Origin of the sequence: Saccharopolyspora sp. NPDC000359, assembly GCF_040300525.1 — a bacterium.
GTDB lineage: Bacteria > Actinomycetota > Actinomycetes > Mycobacteriales > Pseudonocardiaceae > Saccharopolyspora.
Window position 1 is genome coordinate 24432 of the sequence record NZ_JBEPDU010000052.1, and the last position, 26109, is coordinate 50540.

General features: G+C 72.0%; 25 protein-coding genes. 9 read left to right on the forward strand and 16 right to left on the reverse strand.

Annotated elements, in window-relative coordinates; all coding sequences use genetic code 11:
- Nucleotides 1-69 precede the first annotated feature (69 nt).
- The 4 genes from ABT324_RS27195 to ABT324_RS27210 form a co-directional block, all read right to left on the reverse strand.
- Nucleotides 70-765 (reverse strand): response regulator, encoded by a 696-nt coding sequence (locus tag ABT324_RS27195; protein ID WP_351183200.1) that lies wholly within the window; start codon nt 763-765, stop codon nt 70-72.
- Nucleotides 766-802: 37 nt separating this feature from the next.
- Nucleotides 803-2035, reverse strand: coding sequence for a sensor histidine kinase (locus tag ABT324_RS27200; protein WP_351183202.1), 1233 nt, complete (start codon nt 2033-2035; stop codon nt 803-805).
- A gap of 151 nt (nt 2036-2186) precedes the next feature.
- Nucleotides 2187-2816, reverse strand: coding sequence for an MBL fold metallo-hydrolase (locus ABT324_RS27205; RefSeq protein WP_351183204.1), 630 nt, complete (start codon nt 2814-2816; stop codon nt 2187-2189).
- A complete protein-coding gene (locus ABT324_RS27210; RefSeq protein ID WP_502949805.1) occupies nt 2816-3895 on the reverse strand; it encodes an S-(hydroxymethyl)mycothiol dehydrogenase in 1080 nt (359 codons plus the stop codon). The genes ABT324_RS27205 and ABT324_RS27210 overlap by 1 nt, the downstream gene beginning before the upstream one ends.
- A gap of 147 nt (nt 3896-4042) precedes the next feature.
- Between ABT324_RS27210 and ABT324_RS27215 the strand changes: the two genes are divergently transcribed.
- A complete protein-coding gene (locus ABT324_RS27215) occupies nt 4043-4891 on the forward strand; it encodes an SAM-dependent methyltransferase (RefSeq protein WP_351183208.1) in 849 nt (282 codons plus the stop codon).
- Here the strand turns inward: ABT324_RS27215 and ABT324_RS27220 are convergent.
- Complete coding sequence (locus ABT324_RS27220) at nt 4878-6047, reverse strand: MFS transporter (RefSeq protein WP_351183210.1); 1170 nt, start codon at nt 6045-6047, stop codon at nt 4878-4880. The two genes, ABT324_RS27215 and ABT324_RS27220, sit on opposite strands and share 14 nt — an antisense overlap.
- Nucleotides 6048-6223: 176 nt before the next feature.
- Here ABT324_RS27220 and ABT324_RS27225 point away from each other — a divergent pair, with 176 nt between their 5' ends.
- A complete protein-coding gene (locus ABT324_RS27225; protein ID WP_351183212.1) occupies nt 6224-7687 on the forward strand; it encodes an amidase in 1464 nt (487 codons plus the stop codon).
- A gap of 97 nt (nt 7688-7784) precedes the next feature.
- Nucleotides 7785-8543, forward strand: a complete 759-nt coding sequence (locus tag ABT324_RS27230) for an SDR family NAD(P)-dependent oxidoreductase (protein ID WP_351183214.1) — start codon at nt 7785-7787, stop codon at nt 8541-8543.
- A gap of 175 nt (nt 8544-8718) precedes the next feature.
- Here ABT324_RS27230 and ABT324_RS27235 read toward each other — a convergent pair whose 3' ends face one another.
- Together ABT324_RS27235 and ABT324_RS27240 are read right to left on the reverse strand one after the other, a co-directional pair.
- Nucleotides 8719-9912, reverse strand: a complete 1194-nt coding sequence (locus tag ABT324_RS27235; protein WP_351183216.1) for an acyl-CoA dehydrogenase family protein — start codon at nt 9910-9912, stop codon at nt 8719-8721.
- 143 nt (nt 9913-10055) lie between these two features.
- Nucleotides 10056-11225, reverse strand: coding sequence for a CaiB/BaiF CoA transferase family protein (locus ABT324_RS27240; protein ID WP_351183218.1), 1170 nt, complete (start codon nt 11223-11225; stop codon nt 10056-10058).
- Between the two features lie 121 nt (nt 11226-11346).
- Between ABT324_RS27240 and ABT324_RS27245 the strand changes: the two genes are divergently transcribed.
- On the forward strand, nt 11347-12000 hold the full coding sequence (locus ABT324_RS27245) for a GntR family transcriptional regulator (RefSeq protein WP_351183220.1): 654 nt from the start codon (nt 11347-11349) through the stop codon (nt 11998-12000).
- Here ABT324_RS27245 and ABT324_RS27250 read toward each other — a convergent pair whose 3' ends face one another.
- Nucleotides 12001-12579, reverse strand: a complete 579-nt coding sequence (locus ABT324_RS27250; RefSeq protein ID WP_351183222.1) for a TetR/AcrR family transcriptional regulator — start codon at nt 12577-12579, stop codon at nt 12001-12003.
- Between the two features lie 99 nt (nt 12580-12678).
- Between ABT324_RS27250 and ABT324_RS27255 the strand changes: the two genes are divergently transcribed.
- Nucleotides 12679-13710, forward strand: coding sequence for an alcohol dehydrogenase family protein (locus ABT324_RS27255; protein WP_351183224.1), 1032 nt, complete (start codon nt 12679-12681; stop codon nt 13708-13710).
- Nucleotides 13707-14543, forward strand: a complete 837-nt coding sequence (locus ABT324_RS27260) for an alpha/beta fold hydrolase (RefSeq protein ID WP_351183226.1) — start codon at nt 13707-13709, stop codon at nt 14541-14543. The genes ABT324_RS27255 and ABT324_RS27260 overlap by 4 nt, the downstream gene beginning before the upstream one ends.
- On the opposite strand, the gene ABT324_RS27265 is transcribed toward ABT324_RS27260, so the two are convergent.
- Both ABT324_RS27265 and ABT324_RS27270 read right to left on the reverse strand, forming a co-directional pair.
- Entirely contained in the window at nt 14531-15394 is an 864-nt protein-coding gene (locus ABT324_RS27265; RefSeq protein ID WP_351183228.1) for a 3-hydroxybutyryl-CoA dehydrogenase, read from the reverse strand. The two genes, ABT324_RS27260 and ABT324_RS27265, sit on opposite strands and share 13 nt — an antisense overlap.
- 242 nt (nt 15395-15636) lie before the next feature.
- The gene (locus ABT324_RS27270) at nt 15637-16467 is read right to left on the reverse strand and encodes an Fpg/Nei family DNA glycosylase (RefSeq protein WP_351183230.1); all 831 of its coding nucleotides are present in this window, start codon (nt 16465-16467) and stop codon (nt 15637-15639) included.
- A 66-nt stretch (nt 16468-16533) separates the two neighbouring features.
- On the opposite strand from ABT324_RS27270, the gene ABT324_RS27275 reads away from it, so the two are divergent.
- Nucleotides 16534-16986, forward strand: a complete 453-nt coding sequence (locus tag ABT324_RS27275) for a peroxiredoxin (RefSeq protein WP_351183232.1) — start codon at nt 16534-16536, stop codon at nt 16984-16986.
- On the opposite strand, the gene ABT324_RS27280 is transcribed toward ABT324_RS27275, so the two are convergent.
- Together ABT324_RS27280 and ABT324_RS27285 are read right to left on the reverse strand one after the other, a co-directional pair.
- On the reverse strand, nt 16981-17625 hold the full coding sequence (locus ABT324_RS27280) for a trimeric intracellular cation channel family protein (RefSeq protein WP_351183234.1): 645 nt from the start codon (nt 17623-17625) through the stop codon (nt 16981-16983). The genes ABT324_RS27275 and ABT324_RS27280 overlap by 6 nt on opposite strands.
- Nucleotides 17626-17663: 38 nt before the next feature.
- Complete coding sequence (locus ABT324_RS27285) at nt 17664-18248, reverse strand: TetR/AcrR family transcriptional regulator (RefSeq protein ID WP_351183236.1); 585 nt, start codon at nt 18246-18248, stop codon at nt 17664-17666.
- 98 nt (nt 18249-18346) lie between these two features.
- On the opposite strand from ABT324_RS27285, the gene ABT324_RS27290 reads away from it, so the two are divergent.
- Nucleotides 18347-19543, forward strand: a complete 1197-nt coding sequence (locus ABT324_RS27290; protein ID WP_351183238.1) for an FAD-dependent monooxygenase — start codon at nt 18347-18349, stop codon at nt 19541-19543.
- 9 nt (nt 19544-19552) lie between these two features.
- On the opposite strand, the gene ABT324_RS27295 is transcribed toward ABT324_RS27290, so the two are convergent.
- The 3 genes from ABT324_RS27295 to ABT324_RS27305 are packed head-to-tail and all read right to left on the reverse strand — an operon-like array spanning nt 19553 to nt 23118.
- Nucleotides 19553-20557, reverse strand: a complete 1005-nt coding sequence (locus ABT324_RS27295) for a sugar ABC transporter substrate-binding protein (protein ID WP_351183240.1) — start codon at nt 20555-20557, stop codon at nt 19553-19555.
- A 46-nt stretch (nt 20558-20603) separates the two neighbouring features.
- Nucleotides 20604-21602 carry an ABC transporter permease gene (locus tag ABT324_RS27300; protein ID WP_351183242.1) on the reverse strand — a complete coding sequence of 333 codons (999 nt, stop codon included), beginning with the start codon at nt 21600-21602 and terminating at the stop codon, nt 20604-20606.
- A complete protein-coding gene (locus tag ABT324_RS27305) occupies nt 21595-23118 on the reverse strand; it encodes a sugar ABC transporter ATP-binding protein (protein WP_351183244.1) in 1524 nt (507 codons plus the stop codon). Before ABT324_RS27305 ends, ABT324_RS27300 begins: the two co-directional genes overlap by 8 nt.
- A gap of 256 nt (nt 23119-23374) precedes the next feature.
- Here ABT324_RS27305 and ABT324_RS27310 point away from each other — a divergent pair, with 256 nt between their 5' ends.
- Complete coding sequence (locus tag ABT324_RS27310; RefSeq protein WP_351183246.1) at nt 23375-25075, forward strand: serine/threonine-protein kinase; 1701 nt, start codon at nt 23375-23377, stop codon at nt 25073-25075.
- Between the two features lie 3 nt (nt 25076-25078).
- Here ABT324_RS27310 and ABT324_RS27315 read toward each other — a convergent pair whose 3' ends face one another.
- Entirely contained in the window at nt 25079-25927 is an 849-nt protein-coding gene (locus tag ABT324_RS27315; protein ID WP_351183248.1) for a DUF4097 family beta strand repeat-containing protein, read from the reverse strand.
- Nucleotides 25928-26109 lie beyond the last annotated feature (182 nt).

Here is a 26109-nt window from a genome sequence, read left to right on the forward strand (position 1 = left end):
GCCGGGGTGCGGGGGGCGAGGAGTGCGACTCCAGTGGAAACCGGATGTCCGAGTTCCACCGGAATCGCGTCAGGCCGAGGCCCTGCGGAGGTTGCCGTTGTCCTGACCAGGGCAGACCAGGCCGGTTTCGTAGGCCGTGATCACCAGTTGGGTGCGGGAACTGAGGTGCAGCTTCTGCATCACGTGGTACAGGTGCGACTTGACGGTCAGCTCGGCCAGCCCGAGGTTGCGCGCGATCTCGGCGTTGGACCCGCCCCGCGCCACCTCCAGCAGCACGTCCAGCTCCCGCTCGGTGAGCACGCTGAGCTCACTGCGCGCGTCGCGCACGCCGAGGGCGGCGAACCGCTGCAGCAGCCGCTTGGTGACCCGCGGGGCCAGCAAAGCCTCTCCGGCCGCGACCGTGCGCACCGCCTTGACCAGGTCTTCCGGGGTGGCGTCCTTGAGTAGGAAGCCGCTCGCCCCGGCGCGCAGCGCCGCGTAGACGTACTCGTCGAGGTCGTGCACGGTCAGCATGATCACCGCGGTCTTGCCGCCGGTCTCGGCGAGGATGTCCGCCGCCGCGGTGATGCCGTCCTTGCCGGGCATGCGCACGTCCATCAGCACCACGTCCGGGCGGCGCCGCCGGACCGCGGCCAGGGCCGCGTCGCCGTCCGCCGCTTCGGCCAGCACCCGCAGGCCCGGTTCGTTGGACAGCAACGCCACCAGTCCCGCGCGGATCATCGCTTGGTCATCGACCACCAGGACAGTCGTGTCCTCAGTTTCCACGCCGGGCCTCCTTGCTCCGGGCCAGCCCAGTTCCGATTCAGGCCAGGTCCGAATTTTCCGCGCACGGTAGCACGGCTTCAAGGTGAAATCCGTTCAAAACCGGATGCGCGGTCAAGGTTCCGCCCAGCAGCGCAACGCGTTCCCGCAGACCGATGAGCCCGTGTCCCGAAAAATGGGACACCAGCGGTACCTCCCCCGTGCCCTGGTGGTTGGTCACCTCGATGCGCAGCGCGGTCGGCCCGTAGTCCAGCAGCACCCGCGCCCGCCCGGACCCGGCGTGCTTGAGCACGTTGGTCATGGCCTCCTGCACGATCCGGTAGGCGGTCATCTCCACCCCGGGCCCGAGCTCGCGGACCTGACCGCGCCGGTCGAACCGCCACTCCACCCGGCCACCGCGCACCGAGTCGACCAGCGCGTCGACCCCGTCCAGCCGCGGCGTCGGCTGCCAGTCCATCGGGTCCCGCCCCGCGGAGTTGCTGTCGCGCAGCGCGTTGAGCAGGTTGCGCATCTCCCCCAGCGCGCTGCGCGAGCTCTGCTCCAGCTCCTGCAGGGTCTGCCGCGCGTGGTCGCGGTCGCGGTCGATGAGCGCCCGGGCGACGCCCGCCCGCAGGGCCACCACGGACAGGTTGTGCGAGACGATGTCGTGGAACTCCCGCGCGATGCGGGCCCGCTCCACCACCGCCGCGTCCGCGGCCAGCTGGTCGCGCGCTTCGTCCAGCATCGTCAGGGTCTGCTCCAGCTGCGCCGCGCGCTGCCGCCCGATCTGCATGGTGCGCGCCCACCCGATGACCATCACCAGGTTGACCACCCCGCCGGTGATCCGTAGGAAGCTCTCCACCGGGGTCAGCTCGAAGACCACCACCTGGGTCACCGGGAAGATCATCGCGACCGTCCCGGCCACCACCGACACGGCCAGCGACCCGCGCACGCAGACCGAGTAGATCGCGATCAGGATCGCCAGGTTCAGACCACCGATGTAGAGCTTGAGCAGGGTCAGCGCGATGGTGACGACCAGGATCACCAGGAACACCGTCCACGGCGCCCGCCGCCGCAGCACCAGCAGCGCGGTGGCGGGCACGCTCACCAGCAGCGGCCACCACCAGTCCATCCACGGTGGATACTCCCCGATGGACAGGTCGAAGCCGTGCGCCACCGCCAGCACCAGCACGAACCCGACGTCGCCGAGCACGGCGCGGTGCGCCACCAGCCAGGCCCACAGGCCCGTTCGCGAAGTCGTCGCCGCGGTGCGGCCAAGCGCGTGATCGACCATCGGACCTGCCTCACGGTGCGCGGATCGGCTCACGGTGCCGACCGTGAGCAGGCCCCGTCCCCGCTCACGGGCAAGATCCTGCGCACCGCACCGCGCAGCTTCATCCGCCGAAAGTGGTAACGGAGACTACCGCGCGCCAGGTCCCCGACGATCAGTAGCCGCGCGCCACCCAGTCGTCGAACTGCGCCCGCACCTCGCCGATCGTGGTGCTGTCCCCGTGCCCGGGCCGGACCTCGGTGTCCGCGGGCAGCGGCAGCAACCGGTCCCGGATGGAGGCGGTGATGGTGCCGAAGTCCGAATAGGACCGGCCGGTCGCACCGGGGCCGCCGGCGAACAGCGTGTCGCCGGTGAACACCACGCCCAGCTCCGGCGAGTGCAGGCACACCGCGCCGGGCGCGTGCCCGGGGGTGTGCAGCACGCGCAGGCCGATCCCGGCGACCTCGACCACCTGCCCGTCGGCCAGCTCCCCGTCCGGCTCGCGCTCCGGGTGGGTCAGCCGCCAGAGCACCATGTCGTCGGGGTGCAGCAGCACCGGCGCGCCCACCGCCTCGGCCAGCTCCGGGGCCTTGCGCACGTGGTCGTCGTGGGCGTGCGTGCACAGCACGGCCCGGACCTCGCGGTCACCGACCAGCGCACGGATGGCCCCGACGTCGTGCGGCGCGTCGATGACCACGCACTCGACGTCGTCACCGACGACCCAGGCGTTGTTGTCGACGTCGAAGGTCTGGCCGTCCAGCGAGAACGTGCCGGAGGTCGTGGTGTGGTCGATGCGCGCGGCCATCAGAAGACCACCACCGAGCGCAGCACCTCGCCGCGTTCCATCCGCGCGAACGCCTGCTCCACCTCGTCCAGCGCGATCTCCTCGCTGACGAACTCCTCCAGCGGCAGCCGCCCCTGCTGGTGCAGCTCCACCAGCATCGGGAAGTCCCGTTCCGGCAGGCAGTCGCCGTACCAGCTGGACTTCACCGCACCGCCGCGGCCGAAGACGTCCAGCAGCGGCAGCTCCAGCGTCATCTCCGGGGTGGGCACGCCCACCAGTACCACGGTGCCAGCCAGGTCGCGGGCGTAGAAGGCCTGCTTGAACGTCTCCGGCCGACCGACCGCGTCGATCACCAGGTCCGCGCCGAAACCATCGGTGAGCTCGCGGATGGCCGCGACCGGGTCGGTCTCGGCGGCGTTGACCACGTGCGTGGCGCCGAACCGACGCGCCCAGTCCAGCTTCTTCGCGTCGGTGTCCACCGCGATGATCCGGCGCGCCCCGGCCAGGTCCGCCCCGGCGATAGCGCCGTCGCCGACCCCGCCGCAGCCGATCACCGCCACGGTGTCGCCGGGCCCGGCACCACCGGTGTTGACCGCCGCGCCGATCCCGGCCATCACGCCGCAGCCGAGCAGCCCCGCGACCGCCGGGCGGGCCGCCGGGTCCACCTTGGTGCACTGCCCGGCGTGCACCAGGGTCTTCTCCGCGAAGGCGCCGATGCCCAGGGCGGGCGAGAGCGGGGTGCCGTCGAGCGTCATCGGACGGGCGGCGTTGTGCGTGCTGAAGCAGTACTGCGGGCGGCCGCGCTTGCACGCCCGGCACAGCCCGCACACCGCGCGCCAGTTCAGCACCACGAAGTCGCCCGGCTGCACGTCGGCGACGCCCTCGCCGACCGCCTCGACCACCCCGGCCGCCTCGTGACCGAGCAGGAACGGGAAGTCGTCGCTGATCCCGCCCTCGCGGTAGTGCAGGTCCGTGTGGCACACACCGCAGGCCTGCACCCGGACCACCGCTTCCCCGGGCCCGGGGTCCGGCACGTCGATGGTCACCACCTCGACCGGCCTGCCCTTGCCTGTCGCCACCACCGCGCGGACGTCGGTCACGAGCACCTCCTGGGAGTGCGTCTGTCGCGAGGAGCCCATCGTGGTACGCGCCCCCGACGATCAGCAAGCGCGGCACGCGGACCCGGGTTCGAGCACTCTGAGTCACATGTTGACTACTGTACGATTTCAACGAGGAGGGGGAAGTCATTGGTCGACACGCGCAACCCGCGGGCGCGGCAGATGGACATCGTCCGCCCTGCCGCCGCGCGGATCTACGACGCGTTCCTGGGCGGCGGCCACAACTTCGGCGTGGAGCGCGGGTTCGTCGAGCGCGTCGAGCAGGCGCTGCCCGGCATCGGCGCCTGCTACCAGGAGAACCGCGCCTTCCTGCGCCGGGTGGTGGAGTTCCTGCTGGCCAGCGGGGTGCGCCAGTTCCTCGAGCTGGGCTCCGGCATCCCCACCATCGGGCACCTGCACGAGGTGGCGCGGCGGCGCGCCCACGACTTCCGGGTGCTGTACGTGGACAACGAGCCGCTGACCGTCGCGCACAGCAGACCACTGTTGGCCGACGAGCCACGCGCGGACATCCTGCTCGCCGACTGCCGCGACCCGGAGTCGGTCCTGCTCGCCCCGGAGGCCCAGCAGCTGCTCGACCTCGACCGGCCGGTGGGGCTGCTGATGTCCTCGGTGCTGCACTTCGTCCCCGACTCCGACGACCCGCTCGGCCTGGTGGAGGCCTACCGGAACGCACTGGTACCGGGCAGCCACCTGGTGGTCTCGCACCTGACCGGCACGCACGCCCCGGCTGCGGTGCGGGTGCTGGCCGACCTCTACGCCGAGACCGCCGACCCGCTGCACCCGCGGGAGACCAGCTGGATCGACAAGTTGTTCGGTGACTTCGAGGTCCTGCCGCCGGGCACCACCTACCTGGCGAGGTGGCGCCCCGACCCCGGCCACCCGACCTCCGCGGCGGACCGCTACCAGCTGCTCTACGGCGGGGTGGCCCGCAAGTCTGCCGCCACCCGCATCCCGGTCCAGCCGGTCAGCGGCGGATGAACAGCAGCAGGACCCCCGCGACGACCGCGGCCGCACCGGCCGCCAGCCACGCCCCGGCGAGCCCCGCGTGCTCGGCGAAGATGCCGAACAGCAGCGGTCCCAGGCTGCCGCCGAGGTAGATCCCGGTCTGGGTGAACGAGGTGGCGCTGGCGACCCGGTCCGGGGCGATCTTGGCGACCGCGAAGTTCAGCAGCCCCGGCCAGGCCCACCCCGCGCCGAATCCGATGGACACGCCGATCAGGAACGCCACCGGCGAGTGCACCGCCATCAGCCCGAAGCCGAGCGAACCGATCACCAGCATCGCCGAGATGACCCGCACCAGGTTCGGGTTCCAGCGGTCGGCGACCACCCCCGCGCACAGCCTGATCAGCAAGCCCGTCGCCGAGCCCAGCGAGAGCACCAGCCCGGCCGCCGACGGGCTGAACCCGACCTCGACCGCGGTGGTGGTGACGAACGCGCCGAGCGCGTTGGCGGCCGCCGACCCGAGGCCACCGGAGATCGCCAGCAGCAGGAGCGCGCTGCGGCGCGCACCCAGGCCACCGCTCGCCGAGCTCCCGGACGTCGACCGCTCCGCGGCCGGCAGCCGGGGCACCGCGGCCGCGGCCACCAGGGCGATCGCCCCGGCGATCACGAAGACCCAGCGCCAGCCGACGGTCAGCGCCACCGCGGGCACCGCCACCCCGGCCAGCAGGGTGGCCGCCGGGATCGAGGACTGCTTGACGCCGAAACCCATGCCACGCCGGTGGACCGGGATGCCCTGCGCGATGAGCAGGTTGGAGGCGGGTTGCGCCAGCGAGTTGGGCAGGCCGCCCAGCCACAGCAGCGCCAGCAGCCACACCGAGTTGGGGGCGGCCGCGATCCCGAACAGGCACAACGAGCTGCCCAACGCACCGATCCGCATGCCCAGCCGCGAGCCGATCCGCTCCACCAACCAGCCCATGGTCCGGGACGACAGCGACGCCACGCCGAAGAACCCGGCGGCGCCGACGCCCAGCAGCGCCGCGCCGAAGCCGAAATCCTGCTGCAGCTGCACGCCGAGACCACCGACAAGGAACACCGGGAACACCCCGACGGTGACCACCGCTGCGACCGACGACAGCACCCGAGCGGTTCCGACGGTCCGCTGGTGCTGCCCGGCAGCTGCCACGGCGGGCATCGGCGGCCCCTTCCTCGAGCGGTGTCCCAGTCACCTCAGCGTGGAAACCCGAATGGTTTTTAGCAACGCTAACGTGACGTACGCCTCTGCCGCGCCGCTGCGGCCAGCAGGCGGTTGACGTGCGCGCCCGCCGCGACGAAGGTCAACGGAGTCGATCGAGCACAGGAGGAAGCAGCGTGCCGCTAGCTCCCGGGTCCGGACTGCCAGCATCGAAGATCCCCGACCTGGTGCTGCTCGACGCGGTCGAGCTGTCCTGGCTGATCTCCCGCCGCGAGGTCAGCTGCGCGGAGGTGGTGGAGACCTACCTCGCGCACATCGACCGGTTCAACCCGGAGGTGAACGCGATCGTCTCGCTCCGCGACGAGGCGAAGCTGCTCGACGAGGCCCGGCAGCGGGACCAGGAGCTGGACCGCGGCGAGCACCGCGGCTGGATGCACGGCTTCCCGATCGCGGTCAAGGACCTCTCCGACGCCGCGGGGCTGCCCACCACGAAGGGCTCGCCGGTGTTCGCCGACACCACCGCCGACCGCGACGACCTGCACGTGCGGCGGATGCGGGAAGCCGGTGCGATCGTGATCGGCAAGACCAACGTCCCCGAGTTCGGCCTCGGTTCGCACACCTTCAACCCGGTGTTCGGCACCACGCGCAACCCCTACGACACCACGCGCAGCGCGGGCGGCAGCAGCGGCGGCGCCGGAGCGGCCCTGGCACTGCGGCTGCTCCCGGTGGCCGACGGCAGCGACTTCATGGGGTCGCTGCGCAACCCGGCCGCCTGGAACAACATCGTGTCGCTGCGGCCGAGCTTCGGGCGCGTCCCGGGCGAGGGGTTCCTCAGCTCGCCCTCGGTCATCGGCCCGATGGGGCGCACCGTGCGGGACGTGGCGATGCTGCTGTCCACGATGGCCGGTCCCGACCAGCGCTCGCCGCTGAGCATCGAGCAGGACCCGGAGCTGTTCACCGGCAAGCTGGAGCGCGACTTCGACGGCGCGCGGATCGGCTGGGTCGGCGACTTCGACGGCTACCTGCCGACCGAGCCCGGCCTGCTGGAGCTGTGCGCCGGGTCCTTCGCCGCCTTCGGCGAGATCGGGTGCGCGGTCGAGCCGGTGGCCAAGCGGCTGCCGGTCGAGCAGGCGTGGGAGACGTTCCTGCTGTGGCGGTCCTGGACCGTCGGCCGCGACCACGCCGAGCTCTACGCCGACCCGGCCACGCGGCCGCTGCTCAAGCCCGAGCTGGTCTTCGAGGTCGAGAACTACCACCGGTTGAGCGTCACCGACATCAGCCGCGCGCTGACCGGCCGCGACGAGTGGTACGCGGCGGTGGCGGAGCTGTTCGACGAGTACGACTTCCTGCTCGCACCCAGTGCACAGGTGTTCCCGTTCGACGTCGAGCAGCGCTGGCCGCGGGAGATCGGCGACCGGTCGATGGACACCTACCACCGGTGGATGGAGGCGGTGGCGCCGTGGACCCTGTCCGGGCACCCGGTGGCCAACCTCCCGGTGGGCTGCAACGCGGCTGGCCTGCCGATGGGCGTCCAGCTGATCGGCCGCAACCACGCGGAGTGGTCCCTGCTCCAGCTGGCCCACGCCTACGAGCGCGCCACCGACTGGCCCCACCGCTTCCTCCCGCCCCTGCTCCGCTGATCGGGCGGCTGGCCCGAGCGGGCGATCGCTGGTTCACTTCGCCTGGGCGCGGCGGCACGACCGCGGCGGGACCACGACGCGCGGAAGGGCGGGACGCATGGGCAACGACGTCTTCTCGTTGCAGGACAAGGTCGCTCTGGTCACCGGCGGTGGCCAGGGCATCGGACTGGAGATTGCCAAGGCGCTGAGCGCGGCCGGGGCGCAGGTGGTGGTCGCGGAGATCAACGCGGACACCGGCAGGCGCGCCGCCGAGCAGGTGGGGGGCAGCTTCCAGCAGGTCGACGTGACCGATTCGGCGGCGGTGGCCGGGCTGGTCGACCGCGTGGTGGCCGACCACGGCCGCATCGACGTCTCGGTGCACAACGCGGGCACCGTGCGCAACGAGCCCGCCGAGTCCACTTCGGACGAATCGTGGCGGCGCGTGCTGGGGCTCAACCTGGACGCGGTGTTCTGGTGCTGCCGCGAGGTCGGGCGGGCGATGTTGGCGCGGGGGTCGGGCTCGATCATCAACATCGCCTCGATGTCCGGGCTGATCTCCAACCACCCGCAGCCGCAGGCGCACTACAACACCTCGAAGGCCGGGGTGATCATGCTGACCAAGTCGCTGGCCGGCGAGTGGGGCGGTCGCGGGGTGCGGGTCAACTCCATCTCCCCCGGCTACACCGGCACGGACCTGCTCAAAGGCGTCCAGGACACCCAACCCGAGTGGTACTCGCAGTGGCTGGCGCAGACGCCGCTGGGGCGGGTGGCCGAACCGCGCGAGATCGGCCCGCTGGCGGTGTTCCTGGCCGCGGAGGCCAGCAGCTTCGTCACCGGCAGCAACGTCGTCATCGACGGCGGCTTCACCGTCTGGTGACGCCCCAGGTCGTGAGTGCGCAGCAGCGTCCAACACTGGCGCACTCACGACCGTGAGCACCTGCTCTTGTCCTCGAAGCGCGCAGCCGCCTGGCCCACCTCCGCAACCCGCACCGCAGCGGGTCCTGAGGTTCCGCTACCCGCACCGGCACGCAGGATGAGCCCAGGGACCTGTTCTAACCGCGGAAGGCGCTGTGGCCCGTCAGGGCCTGGCCGATGGTGAGGGCGTGCATCTCGCTGGTGCCCTCGTAGGTCAGGACCGACTCCAGGTTGGTCATGTGCCGGATCACCGGGTACTCCAACGAGATCCCGTTCGCGCCGAGGATCGTGCGGGCCGTCCGGGCGACCTCCAGGGCACCTCGCACGTTGTCCAGCTTGCCGAAGCTGACCTGCTGCGGGATCAGCTGCCCGGCGTCCTTGCGCTTGCCGAGGTGCAGGGCCAGCAGCCGACCGTTCTGCACCCGCACCGCCATGTCGGCGAGCTTGCCCTGGGTGAGCTGGAACGCGCCGATCGGGCGACCGAACTGCTCGCGGGTGGTCGCGTAGTCCAACGCGGCCTCCAGGCAGGCGCGACCCGCCCCGACCGCGCCCCACACGATGCCGTAGCGCGCCTCGTTGAGGCAGGACAGCGGACCACGCAGGCCGGTGACCTCGGGCAGCACCGCGTCCGCGGGCAACCGGACGTCGTCGAGCACCAGCTCGCTGGTCACCGACGCGCGCAGCGACAGCTTGTGCTTGATCTCCGGCGCGGAGAAGCCCGCGGTGTTCGTTGGCACGACGAAGCCGCGCACCCCCTCGTCGGTCTGGGCCCAGACCACCGCGACCGAGGCGATGCTGCCGTTGGTGATCCACATCTTCCGGCCGTTGAGCACCCAGTCGGAGCCGTCGCGGCGGGCCGTGGTGCGCATCGAGGCCGGGTCGGAGCCGTGGTCGGGCTCGGTCAGGCCGAAGCAGCCGATCGCCTCACCGGCGGCCATCTGCGGCAGCCACTGCTGCTTGTGCTCCTCCGAGCCCCAGCGCCAGATGGCGAACATCGCCAGCGAACCCTGCACCGACACCAGCGAGCGCAGCCCGGAGTCGCAGGCCTCCAGCTCCTCGCAGGCGATGCCGTAGTCCACTGCGGACAGCCCGGCGCAGCCGTAGCCCTCCAGGTGCATGCCCAGCACGCCGAGCTTGCCCAGTTCCCTGGCCAGCTCGCGGGCCTGCGGGAGCTCCCCGCGCTCGTACCACTCGGCGACGTGCGGCTGCACGTGGTCGCGGCACAGCGCGCGCACGCTGTCGCGCATCGCCAGCTGCTCCGGGCTGAATTCGGCGTCGATCCCGAGCGGGTCGCGGGGGTCGAACGCGGGGCGCTTTCCACCGGCACTCATCGCGAGTTCCTCCTAGATTCCTTGTTGAGCCGCAGCCGCGGCGCCTGCCGCGGCACCGGCGTGAGCTGCCGCGAGCCCTTGCCCCGCCGCGAGTCCCGGGAGTTCCCCGGTGAGGACGGCCCGGGGTTGCGCTCCCCAGGCCGTCACCGGGGCCCGATGGGAGGGAGCGGTTCCGCGGGATCCTCCAACCACGCCAGGACTTCCTTGCCGTGCTCGCCGAGCAGCGGCGGCGGCGTCACCTCCGCGCTGCCGTGCGCGGAGAAGTCGATGGGCATCCGCACCTGCGCGGCCGCCCCGCCGCCGGGGTCGACCAGCGGCCGCAGGCCCAGGGCCTCCGCGTAGTGCACCGCCCGCGGCAGGTCGTTGACCTGCCCGCACGCGATCCCCAAGCCCTGCAACCGCTCCTGCCAGTCGGCCGCGGTGCGGGCACCGAGCACGTTCTCCAGCAGCCGGGCGAGCTCGTCGCGGTGCGCGACGCGCTGCGCGTTCGTGGCGAAGCGCGGGTCGTCGGGCAACCCGACGAGCCCGAGCGCCCCGCACAGCTTGCGGAACTGGCCGTCGTTGCCGACCGCGACGGCCAGGAAGGCGTCCTCGCAGCGCAGCGTCTCGTACGGCGCGATGCTCGGGTGCTGGTTGCCCATCCGCTGCGGTGCGGTGCCGGTGGTCAGCATCCCGCTCATCTGGTTGACCAGCGACGCCAGCAGGCTGGACAGCAGGTTCACCTCGACGTGCTGGCCCTCGCCGGTCAGCTCCCGGTGGCGCAGCGCGGCCATGGTGCCCAACGCGGCGTCCTTGCCGGTGAGCACGTCCACCAGCGCCACACCGACCTTCGTCGGCGGCCCGTCGGCCTCGCCGGTGATGCTCATCAGCCCACCCAGGGCCTGCACCACGAAGTCGTAACCGGGCAGGTCGGCTCCCCCGGCGCTGCCGAAGCCGGAGATGGAGGTGTAGACCAGCCGCGGGTTGAGCTCGCGCGCCGCGGCGTGGTCGAGGCCGTGGCGGGCCAGCCCTCCCGGCTTGAAGTTCTGCACCAGCACGTCGGCGCGGCGGACCAGGTCGTGCGCGGTTGCCCGGTCCTGCGGGTCGTCGAGGTCCAGCGCGATGCTGCGCTTGCCGCGGTTGACCGATTCGAAGTAGGACGAGCTGTGCTCGGTCCACGGCGGGCCCCACGACCGGGTGTCGTCACCGGCGCCGGGCCGCTCCACCTTGATCACGGTGGCACCGAGGTCGGCGAGCAGCATGGTCGCGTACGGCCCGGCGAGCACCCGGCTGAAGTCCGCGACGACCACGCCGTCCAACGGCAGTGCCTGCATCCACCCCGCCCCTCTCCAACATGCCCGCAGTGGCTTGCGCCACGTCGATTTTGGATCCAATATACAGTTGTTCGGCGGCCGGTCAAGGCGGCGGAGAACGGCGAGCACGGGAGATCCGGGGATGCAGCGACCACCCACCACGCAGGAGTTCGTCCTCGGCGAGCTGCGCAGATCCATCGTGTCCGGCGACCTGGCCCCGGGCCAGCCGATCCGGCAGGACTCGATCGCCCAGCGCCTCGGCGTCAGCCGGGTGCCGCTGCGCGAGGCGCTGAAGACGCTGGAGGCGGAGGGCCAGGTCGTCTACCAGCCACACCGGGGCTACTCGGTGGCCGAACTGTCGCTGGCCGACCTGCTGGAGGTCTACCGGATGCGGGAGCTGCTGGAGGCCGAGGCCGCCGCGGTGGCCACCGAGCGGTTCACCGAGACCGACCTGGTCCGCATCAGCGACGCCCAGCAGGACGTGGAGGCCGCCGCCGAGGAGGGCGACCTGGTCGCCATGATCGCGGCCAACCGCCGCTTCCACTTCGCGCTGCTGGAACCGTCCGGGATGCCGCGCCTGCTGCGCGTGGTGCGGACCCTGTGGGACGCCACCGACGCCTACCGCGCGGTCTACTACAACTCCGACAGCAACCGGGCGCGCGTCCGCCACGAGCACGACGACATCGTGGCCGCGGCGCACGACCGGCGCGCCGACGACCTGGTCCGGCTGCTCGACGAGCACCGCCGCCACGCGGTCGACGCCCTGCGCGGCACCATCGCGTCCGAAGTGGACTGATCAGGCAGCGGAGCGCGCGAGCAGGACTTCCGCCGCGCGCCGGGCGTGCTGCACCGCACCGGGGATGTCGGTCGAGGCGACCACGGTCGCGCCTTCGCAGAGCAGCAGGGCGCTGCCGGCGAACTCCCCCGGATCGGCGGCGCCCGCGGCCGTGGCGAGCTGCTCGAAGTACTGCCGCATCCACCGCTTCTGCTCGAAGACCACCGAGCGCCCGGGGTGGTCGGGGTCCGGGATCTCCGCCAGCGCGTTGACGAAGCCGCAGCCCCGGAAGTCCGCGCGTTCCATCCACGCGCCGAGCGCGTCGAACACCGCGAGCAGCTCCTCGCGCGGGCTGCTCGCGTGCTCCGCGACCCAGGCCCGCAGCCACTCCCGCCAGCGCTGGTCGCGCTCGACCAGGTACGCGGTGACGAGCTGGTCCTTCGAGCCGAAGCAGGCGTAGAGCGTCTTCTTGGTCACCCCGGCCGCCGCCGCGATGGCCTCGACGCCGACCGCGTGGATGCCCTGGCCGTAGAACAGCTCGGCCGCGACGTCCAGCACCCGCCGTCCGGCTGGGGTCAGCTTCTCCAGCACCTCCGTCATGCCTCGACTATACCGACCGGTGGGTTGACACAGGCCGCTCTCCGGCGCCTACAGTGGTAGCCATACCGGTCGGTATACCTCGATGGGAGAGTGCCCCTGATGCGTGCAGTGCTGCTCAACGGCTTCGGCGGACCGGAGGAGCTGGAGTACCGCGAAGACGTGCCCACCCCGCAGGCCGGACCCGGTGAGGTCCGGATCCGGGTCGCCGCGGCCGCCATCAACAACACCGACATCTGGACCCGCGAAGGTGCCTACGGATCACCGGACGACCCGGCGAGCACCGCCGGGTGGCGCCGCGAGCCGCTGGCCTTCCCCCGCATCCAGGGCGCCGACGTGGTCGGCCGCATCGACCAGGTCGGGGCGGACGTCCCCCGGTCGCGGTTGGGCGAACGGGTGATCGTCGACCCGATGCTCTACACCGGCGGCGAGCGCGAGCTGGTCGACACCGAGTACCTGGGCAGCGAGCGCGACGGCGGGTTCGCCGAGTTCACCACGGTTCCGGCCGGGAACGCCCACGCGATCGAAAGCCCGCTCAGCGACGCCGAGCTCGCCACCTTCCCGACGGCCTACGCGACCGCGATGCGCATGCTCAACCGAGCTGACGTCCGCGGCGGGGAAACCGTGCTGGTCACCGGCGCGTCCGGTGGCGTCGGCTCGGCGCTGGTCCAGCTCGCGACGCTGTGCGGAGCGCGGGTGGTCGCGGTGACCAGCGCGGCGAAGCGCGAGCGGGCATTGGAGCTCGGCGCGCACGCGGCAGTGGACCGGAACTCGCCGGACCTGGCCGCCGAGGTCGGAACCGTCGACGTGGTGGCCGATGTGGTCGCGGGCCCGGCCTTCTCCCAGCTGCTGCGGGCACTCGCCCCGCTCGGGCGCTACGTCGTCGCGGGCGGCATCGCCGGGCCGCTGGTGGAGACCGACCTGCGCACCCTCTACTTGCGGCAGTTGCAGCTGATCGGCTCGTCGTTCGGCACCCACGAGGACTTCGCCCAGCTGATCGGCCACATCGAGCGCGGCGAGCTGACCCCGCTGCTGGCGGGCACCCACCCGCTGCACGAGCTGCGCGAGGCCCAGCGGGTCTTCACCACCAAGGACTTCTTCGGCAAGCTCGTCATCACCGTGGAGCAGGCATGAACGACATCCTCGTCGACGGCGTCCGGCTGGCGCACCACCACACCCCCGGGAGCACCGGGGGGACGGTGGTGCTCCTGCATGGAACGCCGTCGCACTCGCACATCTGGCGGAACGTGGCACCGGCGCTCGAAGCGGACGGCCACGGCGTCCTGGTCCACGACCTGCTGGGCTACGGCGCCTCGGAACGCCCGGTCGACCGTGACACCTCGGTCACCGCGCAGGCCGAGCTGCTGGCGGACCTGCTGGCACAGCTGGGCATCCGGCGTTGCACGCTGGTCGGGCACGACATCGGCGGCGCGGTGGCGCAGCTGTTCACCACCGCGCACCCGGACCGCGTCGACCGGCTGGTGCTGATCAACTCGGTCAGCTACGACTCCTGGCCGTCGAGCACCTGGCGGCGGATCATCCGCGACCACCTCGACGACCACGCGGCGATGTCCCAGCAGGAGTTCGAAGCGCTGCTCACCCGCCAACTGGAGATGGTGGTCGCCGACCCGGCCCGCATGACCGGCGGGGTCCTCGAGGCGTACCTGCGTCCACACCGGACACCGGTGGGCCGGGCGTCCTTCTTCGAGCACCAGGTCCGCTACTACGACTCGACGCCCACCCAGCGGGTGGCGCCGCTGCTGCGGACCCTGCCCACCCCGACCTGGATCATCTGGGGTGCCGAAGACCGCTGGCAACCGGTCGACCACGCCCACCGCCTGGCCGCGGACATCCCGGGCGCGAGCCTCACCACGATCCCCGGGGCAGGCCACTTCCCCATGGAGGACGACCCGCAGCGCATCGTCGAGGAGCTGCGGGCCGCCCTCGCGCGAGGTCAGGCGCTGTAGTCGTAGAAGCCCTTGCCGGACTTCTTGCCCTTCAGCCCCGCGTCGACCATGCGGCGCAGGAGCGGCGGCGCGGCGTAGTTCGGGTCGCCGTACTCCTCGTGCATCGAGTCCGCGATGGCCTTGAGGGTGTCCAGGCCGACCAGGTCGGACAGCCGCAGCGGGCCCATCGGGTGGGCGCAGCCCAGCACCATGCCCTTGTCCACGTCCTCGGCGCTGGCGAAGCCGCCCTCGACCATCCGGATCGCCGACAGCAGGTACGGCACCAGCAGGGCGTTGACGATGAACCCGGAGCGGTCCACCGCCCGGATGGTCTCCTTGCCGAGCTGCTCGGTGGCGAACACCGCGGCGCGCTCGACCGTCTCCTCGGAGGTCAGCAACGACGGCACCAGCTCGACCAGCTTGAGCACCGGGACCGGGTTGAAGAAGTGCACGCCGAGCACCTGCTGCGGGCGGTTGGTGGCACCGGCGAGCTTGGCGATCGGGATGGAGGAGGTGTTCGAGGCCAGGATCGCGTCCGGGTCGGACACCACCTTGTCCAGCTCGGCGAACAGCTTGGTCTTGAGCTCCTCGTCCTCGGCGATGGCCTCGATGACCATGTTGCGGTCCTCGAGGTCGGCCGTGGTGGTGGTGAAGTGCAGGCGGGACTGCGCGGCGTCGCGCTCGGCCTCGGTGAGCTTGCCCTTCTGCACCGCGTGGTTCAGCGACTTCCACAGCCGGGTGCGACCGGCGCGGGCGGCTTCGTCGCTGACCTCGCACACGATCACGTCCAGACCGGCCCGGGCACCGACCTCCGCGATGCCGCCGCCCATCTGCCCGCCGCCGACGACTCCCAGGCGTTCGATCTTCGTCACCACACGATCCTTCCCGCTTCCGGCTGCGCTGCCTTCGTCGGCAGATCATGCCAGCCGAAGCGGTTACCGACCGGTAAACAGTGCGCTAGACCACGCCGATCACGCCGCCGGGCGGCGCGGAGCCGGCCCCTGGCCCCCACGGCTCCCGGCTCCGCGCGGTCGAACCCCCCGACCCGACCCTGACCCCCGAAACATCTTCAGGTTACCGCACGGTGAGTGCATGAATGCATGCGCTGCGGTCATCAGTCCGACTGGCAGGCGGGGCACCACAGGGTCCCGCGCCCACCGACCCGCGTGCGGCGCAGCGCCGTCGAACACCGCGGACACCGCTGGTCGGGCTCGTCGCGGTGCCCGGTCAGCCACGACGCGTCATCCGGCACCCGCCCGGCCCGCACGGCGTCGCGCAGCATCACGCGCATCTCCTGGTGCAGCAGTTCGAGGTCGTCGGCGCTGAGCTTGGTGGTCGCCCGGTTCGGGTGCACCCGCGCCCGCCACAGCAGCTCGTCGGTGCAGATGTTGCCCAGCCCGGCGAGCACGGACTGGTCCATCAGCGCGGCCTTGGTCCCGCGCCGGGTCCTGGTGAGGCGCTCGCCGAACTCCTCGACCCCGACCCGCTGCGCGTCCGGCCCGAGCTCGGCCAGCAGTTCGTCCACTTCGCCCGGCTGCCGGGCCAGGTGCAGCCCGGTCAACTTCCGCATGTCGTGGTAACGCAGCTCGCCGGGGGCGAAGTCGAACACGACCCGGTCGTGCGGGTGGACGTCCCCACCGTGCCGGCACCACTCGAAGCTGCCGGTCATCCCGAAGTGCGCCAGCACGGCCGGCGTCCCCGGCCCACCGTTCGGCGCTCCCGAGGTCGGGATCACCAACCACTTCCCCCACCGCCAAGGCGCCTGGAAGTACCGCCGACGCAGCGCCTCCTGGAACTCCCCGCTCCCCACCCCGCGAAGCACCTGCGCATCGCACACCCGCACACTGCGCACCTGCCGCCCCCCGGCCCGCTGAGCAACGCGCCGAAAACCCTCGACATCCGGAAGTTCAGGCATACCCCCGACTACCCACCCACGCCCGCACATCCACCGGGCCTCCGCCCCGGACCAATACCCTGGTCGCGATCACAGCGGACGTCAGGAGGAGCAGGGATGCGGGAAGGTGATGTGGTGGGGGACTTCGCGCTGCCGGACCAGGGCGGTGTGGAGCGGACGTTGTCCGAGCTGGTCACCGGTGGGCCGGTGGTGTTGTTCTTCTACCCCGCGGCGATGACCACCGGGTGCACCGCCGAGGCCTGCCACTTCCGGGACCTGGGCGCCGAGTTCGCCGCGGTCGGTGCGCAGCCGGTGGGGATCAGCGCCGACCAGGTCGGCAAGCAGCAGGCGTTCGCCGACGCGCACGGCTTCGGGTTCCCGCTGCTCTCCGACGCCGACGGGGCCGTCGCGCGCCAGTTCGGGGTCAAGCGGCGGTGCGGGCCGATCCCGGTCAAGCGGCACACCTTCGTCATCGACGAGCAGCGGCGGGTGCTGGGCGTGGTCCGCAGCGAGTTCCGCATGGGCGTGCACGCCGACAAGGCCCTGGAGGTCCTCAAGCAGCGCTCATAGCGACGACCCCCCGCGCGCCAGCGGCGCCCGCCAGCCGTAGCGCAGCGCGAGCAGCCGCACCACGACCGCCAGCAGGGCGGCGAACGCGCTGGTGACCGGCGTCAGCCAGCCCGTCACCGCCAGCAGCGACACCAGGCCGCTGCCCAGCAGCGCCGGGACCGCGTAGATCTCGCTCTCCGGGTGCAGCAGCGCCGGGACCTCCCCGGCCAGCACGTCGCGGATCGCGCCGCCGCCGATGGCGGTCGCGGCGCCGAGCGCGACCGCGGCCAGCGGGTGCATGCCGAAGTTCAGCGCCTTGATGCTGCCCGCCACGCAGAACACGCCCAACCCGATCGCGTCGAAGAACAGCACGAACCGGCGAATCCGGGTCAGGCGCGGGTGCCAGAAGAACACCGCCACCGCGGCCACCAGCGGCGTGGTGAAGTACGAGAGGCTGGTGAAGGCCACCGGCGGCACCGCGCCGATCATCAGGTCGCGGAACATCCCGCCGCCCAGCGCGGTCACCTCCGCCAGCACCACGATGCCGACGGCGTCGAAGCGCTTGCGCACGGCGAGCAGCGCGCCGGAGAGCGCGAACGCGAAGATCCCGATCAGGTCCAGGACCTCCTGCACCTGCGGGTTGAGGATCGCGGTGACCACCGGACGGTTCTACACCGGGCCACCCGCGACCGCGAACCTCAGCCCTCCTCGACGGCCTTGGCCGCGATCGCGCGCAGGCCGGCGACGAGGTCTTCGGCCTTGGGCGCGCCGTCCGGGTCGATCAGCCACTGCATCACCACGCCCGCCTGGATCGCGTAGTACAGCGCACCGACGGAGCGGGCCTCCTCGTCGCTGACGGTGTCCTCGTCCACCCCGTCGAACATCGCGACGTTCCCGGTCCGCGCGCCCCGCACCGCGCGGCGCAGCTGCTCCCGGAGTTCAGGCACGTGGTCCACCTGGGACATCAGCTCGAACGACGCCGCCCACAACCCCCGGTCCGCGCGGACGTTCTCGATGGTGCGGGCCCAGACCGCACCGAAGCGCTCCAGGAAGGTCTCGTCCGGCGGCGCGTCGCGCAACCGCGCGTGCTCCGCGTCGCTCCACTGCTCCAACGCCGCGTGCACCGCCTCGTTGAGCAGGTTCCGGATGCCCCCGTAGTGGTAGCCGATCGCGGCGAGGCTGGTCCCGGCACGCTCGGTGATGTCCCGCGCGGTGGTGCGCGCGTAGCCCTTGGTGCGCAGGCACTCCATCGCCGCGGTGAGCAGGTCCTCGCGATTGCCCATGCGGCCAGCTTAGGGCACCACCCGAACAAGCGTCTTGCACGTTTGTCTTAGACATCTGTACGGTCAGCGCATCCCCCTTCGCGGCTGGAAGGCGACAGATGACCAAGCGTGTGTTGATCGTCGGAGCGAGCATCGCCGGGCCCGCGCTCGCGCACTGGCTGCACCGGTACGGGTTCTCGGTGACGGTCGTGGAGCGAGCGCCGCGGCTGCGGCCGGGCGGGCAAGCCGTGGACATCCGCGGCGCGGGCAAGGAGGTCGTGCGGCGGATGGGGCTCGACGCCCAGGTCCGCGCCGCCTGCACGGACACCCGAGGGATGTCCTACGTGGACGAGTGGAACCGGGAGCGCGCGCGGATGCCCTCGGACGCCTTCGGCGGCGAGGGCATCGTCGCCGAGTTCGAGATCCTGCGCGGCGACCTCGCCGAGGTGCTGCACGAGGCGACCCGGCAGGACGTCGAGTACCGGTTCGGCACCACCGTCACCAGCGTCGAGCAGACCCGGGACGGGGTCGTGGCGTCCTTCGGCAGCGGACCGCCGGAGGCCTTCGACGTGCTGGTCGGCGCGGACGGGCTGCACTCCGAGGTCCGCTCGCTGGTGTTCGGGCCGGAATCGCGGTACCTGCACGACCTCGGCCACCGGATGGCGTTCTTCACCGTGCCGAACCGGCTCGACCTCGACCGCTGGATGCTCATCTACAACGAACCGCACCGCACGGCGATGGTGCGCAGCATCCGGGACAACGCGCAGGCGATGGCCATCCTGCTCGCGCCAGGAACCGGCGCCGAGCGCGACCCCGCCGCGCAGAAGGCGTTGCTGCGCAGCAACATGCGGCACATGCGCTGGGAGGTGCCGTGGTTGCTGGAGCAGCTGGACACCGCGCCGGACTTCTACTGCGACTCGTGCAGCCAGGTGCGGATGCCGACCTGGGCCGCGGGACGGGTGGCGCTGCTCGGCGACGCCGCGTTCTGCTCCTCACCGCTGTCCGGCCAGGGTACGTCGACGGCGCTCGTCGGCGCCTACGTCCTGGCCGGTGAGCTGGCCGCGACCGAGGACCACTCGGCCGCCTTCACCGCCTACGAGCGGCAGGTGCGCCCCCTCGTCGCCGCGAACCAGAAGACGGGCGAGTCCAACGCCAAGCACGTCGCCGCGGGCAGCCGCTTCGCCATCTGGGCGCAGCACCAGGTGGTCCGGATCCTGCCGCACCTGCCCGGCAATGAGCTGCTGCAGCGCAAGTTCTTCGGCGCGAGCCACGACGTCGAGCTGCCGGACTACGACCACCTGCTCCCCGCCGCCTGAGCTGTCCGATCAGGCGGGCGGGTTGTCGCAGCTGGGGTTGAGCAGCTTCTGGACCTCCGGGCTGTCCACGTTCTCCTTGGTGATCAGGGTCGAACCGGTGTCGGTCTCCGGCGACGGGTTCTGCTCGCCGCGGATCTTGGTGACCGCCGCGTTCACCGCGGCGTAGCCCATCTTGAACGGGTTCTGCGCGATCAGGCCGGTGATCACCCCGTCGCGCAGGGCTTGGATCTCGCCCTCCGAGGTGTCCCAGCCGATGATCTTCACCTGGCCGACCTTGCCCGCCTGCCGGACCGCCTCGGCCGCCCCGAGCACGCTGGGCTCGTTGGCCGCGTAGATGCCGTTGAGATCCGGGTTCGCGGTCAGGATGTCCTGGGTGACCTGCAGCGCCCGGTTGAAGTCGCTGTCGCTGGACTGCTGCGCGACCAGCTCCAGCCCCGGGTGCTTCGACATGCCCCGCTCGAAGCCCTCGGCGCGCGTCTCGTTGGTGCTGGTGCCCGGCTGGAACTCGATGAACGCCACCTTGCCGCGCCCGCCGAGCTGCTCGGCCAGCAGGTCGGTGGCCTGCTCGGCGGCGGCCACGTTGTTGGTGGCGTACACCGGCACGTCCGGCGGCTGCGGGGTGGTCCCGGAATCCATGTTGACCACCGTGGTGCCCTGCCCCTGGGCGGACTTGGTGACGTCGGCCAGCGCCTTGGCGTCGGTCGCCGCGTACACCAGGCCCTTGACGTCGCCCTGCGCCAGCAGGTCCTGCAGCAGGCTCTGCTGGCCGCTGACGTCGCTCTCCGCGCTCACGCCGTCCCAGTGCACGGTGACGTCGCGCTGCTTGGAGCCCGCGCACTCCGCGCCGACCCGCACCTTCTCCCAGAAGTCGAAGCCGATCGCCTTGGGCACCACGGCGAGCTTGATCGGCCCGCCCTGGTCGCCCCCGCCGCCGGTCTGCTCGCGCACCCCGACGCTGCAACCCGCCGCCGCCACCGACACCAGCACGCACGCCGCGGTCAGAACCTTCTTCATCCCCGAGCTCCCTTGCTCATCACCGGACTCCGGAGCCCGACACCGCTCATCCGGTGTCGCCGCCGAGTTTGCGCCGCTGGTAGCGGTCCCACCAGACCGCCAGCCAGATGATCACGCCGATCAGCACGTTCTGGTAGAAGGTGCCGATGTTGAGCTGGACCGCGCCGTTGCGGATGACCGCGACCAGGAAGGCGCCGATCAGCGAGCCCAGCACGGTGCCCCGCCCGCCGAACAGGCTCGCGCCGCCGATGACGACCGCGGCGATCACGTCCAGCTCCAGGCCCTCGCCGAAGTTCGGCTGGCCGGAGTTGATCCGGGACGCCGCGATCATGCCACCCAGCCCGGCCAGCGCCCCGGAGAGCACGTAGACCAGGGTCGTGTAGCGCTTCACCGGCACGCCGGACAGCCGCGCCGCCTCCATGTTCGAGCCCATCACGTACGCGTAGCGGCCCAGCCTGGTCCTGGTCAGCACCAGGTGCCCGAGCACGGCGACCACCGCGATCAGCAGCACCGGGATCGGGATGGCGTTGATGACGCCCTGGCCGAGCAGCCGGAACGACTCCGGCGCGCCGAACACCGCGACCGCGCCGGTGGCGATCAGCACCAGCCCGCGGCCGACGCTGAGCATGCCCAGCGTGGCGATGAACGGCGGCAGCCCCACCACCGACACCAGCAGCCCGTTGACCAGCCCGGCCACCGCGCCGATGGCGATGCCGCCGAGGATGCCGATCAGCGGGTTGAACCCGTACTCGGCCATCAGCAGCACGCCGACCACCCCGGACAGCGCGGCCACCGAACCCACCGACAGGTCGATGCCGCCGGTGATGATCACCAGCGTCACGCCGACCGCCATCACCGCGTTCACCGAGGTCTGCGAGCCCAGGTTGAACAGGTTGTCCGCGGTCAGGAACGACGGCGCGACGACCGACAGCACCACGAACACCACGATCAGCGCGCCCGCCGCCGCGACCTGCGAGATCGCCCCGGACATGCGGTCGCCCAGCGCCCCCAGCAGACCTCGGTCCGTTGTGGACGGTTCAGCCATGGTTGCTCCCGTTCTCGACGTTGCGGGCGCCGGTCGCCAGCGCGACGACGCGCTCTTCGGAGAACTCCGCGCGACCGACCTCACCGGTGATCCGCCCACCGCGCATCACCAGGATCCGGTCGCACATGTTCAGCAGCTCCGGGAGGTAGCTGGAGATGAGCACCACCGCCGCCCCGCGCGCCGCCAGCGAATCCACCTGCTGGAACATCTCCGACTTGGCCCCCACGTCCATGCCGCGGCCGGGCTCGTCGAAGAACAGCACCTCCGCGCCGGTCTCCAGCCAGCGCGCCAAGATCACCTTCTGCTGGTTGCCGCCGGAGAGCTGGCGCACCGGCCGACCCACCCACGGCACCCGGATGCGCAGGCCGTCGCGCTCCCGCTCGGCGATGCGCCGCTCGGCGCCCAGGTCGATCAGCCCGGCGCGCATCGGCAGCTTGGCCATCGTGATGTTCTTGTCCACGCCCAGCTGCAGGGCCAGCCCGTCGGTCTTGCGGCTCTCGGTCAGGTAACCGATCCCGGCCGCGATCGCGTCGGCCGGGCCGCGGATGCGCAGGGGCTTGCCGTCCAGCTCGACGGTACCCGCGTCGGGCAGCTCCGCGCCGAACACCGCGCGGGCCAGCTCGGTGCGCCCCGCCCCGACCAGGCCCGCAAGCCCGACGACCTCCCCGGCGCGGACCTCGAAGGACACATCGCGCACGGCGTCGCCGCGGCTGAGCCCGGAGACCCGCAGCCGCACCGGGCCGGGATCCTGGTGGGTGCGCGGGTAGAGGTTCGCCACGTCGCGGCCGACCATCAGCTGCACCAGCTGCGCCTCGTCCAGCTCGGCCACCGGCCGGGTGGCCACCACCGCCCCGTCGCGCATCACGGTGACCCGGTCGCCGATCTCGAAGATCTCGTCCAGCCGGTGCGAGATGTAGAGCACCGCGATGCCCTTGGCGGTCAGCTCCCGCACGATGCCGAACAGCTCCTGGGCCTCGCCCTCGGTCAGGGTCGCGGTCGGCTCGTCCAGGATGAGCACCTTCGCCTGCACGGCAAGGGCTTTCGCCAGTTCGACGCGCTGCTGCTCCGCTGTGGACAGCTGCGCGACGCGGCGGCCCGGGTCGATGTCCAGCCCGACCTCGGCGAGCAGGTCGCGGGCGGCGCGCCGCTCGGCCGACCGGGAGATCCAGCCGCCGCGGCCCGGTTCGTGGCCGATGAACAGGTTCTCCGCCACCGACAGGTCCGGGGCCAGCGCGAACTCCTGGTGCACCATCGACACGCCCAGGCGCCGCGCCGCACCGGGCCCGTGGTGCTCCACGCGCACCCCGGCCAGCTCGACGTACCCGGTGCTCGGCGGCTCGACCTGCGCGATCAGCTTCATCAGCGTCGACTTGCCCGCGCCGTTCTCACCGGCGAACACGTGCACCTCACCGGGCGGGATGCTCAGCGTGACGTCGGAGACGGCCACCACCCCGGGGAAGGACTTGCCGACGCCGTGCAGCGCCACGGCCGGGCGGAGCTGGTCGGTGGACGTCACGCGTGCCTCCCTCGATCCGCGTTGATCGTTCCTCGGGCTCGCAGTGCGCCGGATCATACCCACAACACCCACCCCGTGAAAGGGTTGGAACGAAGCCAAGTATTCGATTACCAGGCCGCGCCGCCCGCAGCAATGCGGCGCGGTGCGACAGCCCCCGCCGGGCACGGGTTCGCCGGACCCGCGCACGCGGGCGCGCACAGATCCGTAAGCTCGAAGCGGACGAAAACGCGATCTCTGGACAGGAGGCCGATAGCCCGTGCAGCCGTTGCTGGCCAGCGACCCGCACCGGGTGGGCGACTACCGGCTGCTCGCCCGACTGGGGCGTGGGGCGATGGGCGGGGTCTACCTCGGCCGCTCGCGCGGCGGCCGGGTGGTGGCGGTCAAGGTCATCCGGCCGGACCTGGCCGAGGACGCGGAGTTCCGGGAGCGGTTCCGCCGCGAGGTGGTGGCCGCGAGCTCGGTCGGCGGGTTCTGGACCGCCGCGGTGGTCGACGCCGACCCGGACGCCGAGCAGCCCTGGCTGGCCACCGAGTACGTGCCCGGGCCGACCCTGCACCAGGCGGTGGCCGACCACGGCCCGCTGCCGGAGGCCACGGTGCGCGGGCTGGGGGCCGGGTTGGCCGAGGCGCTGATCGCCATCCACCGCGCCGAGCTGGTGCACCGCGACCTGAAGCCGGCCAACGTGCTGCTCGGCCCGGACGGCCCGCGGGTCATCGACTTCGGCATCTCGCGGGCGATGACCGGCAAGGCGCTGACCGCGACCGGGATGTTCATGGGCACCCCCGGGTTCTTCTCCCCCGAGCAGACCCTGGGCGAGGAGGTCGGCCCGCCCAGCGACGTCTTCTCGCTCGGCGCGGTGCTGGTGTTCGCCGCGACCGGCAGCGGGCCGTTCGGCGAGGAGAGCACCGCCGCGCTGCTGTACCGGGTGGCGCACTCCGAACCCGACCTGTCCGGGGTTCCGGACGGGCTGCGCCCGCTGCTGGCCGCGTGCCTGGCCAAGAACCCGGCGGCCCGGCCCACGCCCGGGCAGATGCTGGACGAGATAGGCGAGTCCAGCCCGCACGGCGACCAGTGGCTCCCCCCGGCGATCAGCGACGTGATCGCCCAGCACGCCACGCAGCTGCAGCAGACGGCCAGCGCGCAGCTGCCGGACACGCCCCCACCGCAACCGGTCGCCGAGCCCAAGCCCGCGACCCGCAGCTACACCCAGGCCACGCCCGCGCCCGTGGCGCCGCAGCCCACACCGGCACCAGCACCAGCAGCATCCGCGCACGCACCGGCTCCCGCACCGACGCCGGTGGCGCCGCCCCCGGCGGCCCCGAGCTCGGTGGCCCCGCAGCCCGCGGCTCCGGTGGCCGCGACGCGGAACGAGGTCGAGCCGGTGCGGGGCAAGATCGTCCCCGCCCAGCCCCGGCAGACCGCCCAGCAGCGGGTGCGCCGCGACAACCCCGGCCCGGTGTTCGCCACCGCCGGGCGCTTCCGCGCGCTGCTGTCGGCGCTCGTCTGCGTGGCGATCATGTACGGCGCGTACCGGTTGGCGGACTCCGGCTTCGGCGTGGACGACCGGTTCCCGGTCTTCCAGCTCGGCATGCTGCTGCTCGGCATCAGCGCCGCCTGGTCGGCGTTGCGGGCGGTGCTGCCCAGCCTGAACCTGAAGGTCAACAGCGATGGGCTGCTGATCTCGCGGATGGGCCTGACCAGGGAGATCCCGTGGAGCCAGGTCCAGCGCATCGGCGTGGTGGGCAGCGGCAAGCGGGCTTCGGTGGCGGTGTGGTTCACCGACGGCGCCACCCAACGCTCCGCGCTGTGGCACCGCCTGCGCCCGCACCACGGTGGCGTGCACGTCTTCCCCATCGGCGCCACCGGTGGCTGGCTGGCCCGCCGCCAGGACGTCCGCCGGGTCCGGACCGCCCTCCAGCAGTACGCACCGAGCCGGTACGACTCCCGCGTGCTCTGACCCTCAGGCCGTGGTGGCGCGGCGGACGGTGATGTCGCCGAAGGAGGTGCGGGCACGCACCTCCACCTTCTCGTCGGGTCCCGCTGGGCCGTCCGCCGCGGTCAGCTCGTTGTGCACGTGCCCGAAGGAGGACCGCACGTCCAGCCAGGCCGCGGTGCCCTCGCGGATGCCGACCTCCAGGCCGCCCATCGACGTCGCCAGCGACACCTCGCCGCGGATGACCTCGCCGATCCGGATGGTCCCGTTGGCTGTCCGGGCGTCCACCGACGCCTGCGCACTGCCCACCGAGATGTCCCCGTTGGCGGCGCTGATCCGCAGGTCGCCGCCGACGAGTCCGATCCAGCTCGCGCCGTTGGAGTTCTTGATCACGGCCGAGCCCGCGACCTCGGCGAGGCGCAGGCTCCCGCTGTGGGTGCCGACCTCGGCTCGCCCGGCCACCCGCTCGACGCTGACATCACCCGCGGCGGTGCTCAGGTTCAGCTCCCCCGTCCGGTCGAGGTGCAGGTGACCGGCCGCGGTCTTGAGTCGGCACTCCCCCAGCTCGCCCTCGCAGCGCAGGCTCGCCGCGGCGGCGTCGAAGCGGAGCCGCGAGCCGGCTGGCAGCTCGACCAGCACGTCCACGGAACCGACCTTGGTGAACGGCAACCTCCCCTTCGGTCCGCTGACCAGCAGGTGCCCGTTCGAGCAGGTAACCCGCACCTGCTCCGCCGCCTGCACGTCAGCGCTCTGCGAGCTGTCGGTGGGGCGCACCTCGACGACGGTGTCCGCGCGGTCCGCGGCGACGATGCGGACGTCGCCGAGCGCGAGCTCGAGGGTCGCGGAGATCGGTCCGGGTGTGTCGAAATTCGGCATGGCGGTGCCCTCCTGGTGAGGTAGGTGAGCATCCCCGCTGGTCGGGGATGTGCGGTGAGGTGGTGAGGTCCCGGCTGGGCTAGCGGACCCAGCCGGTGTAGCGCTGGCCGCTCCGCGCGGATCGGGCGGTGGTGCGGCGGCCGGGTTACAGGATCTCGGAAGAGAGTAGTGGATGGAAATAG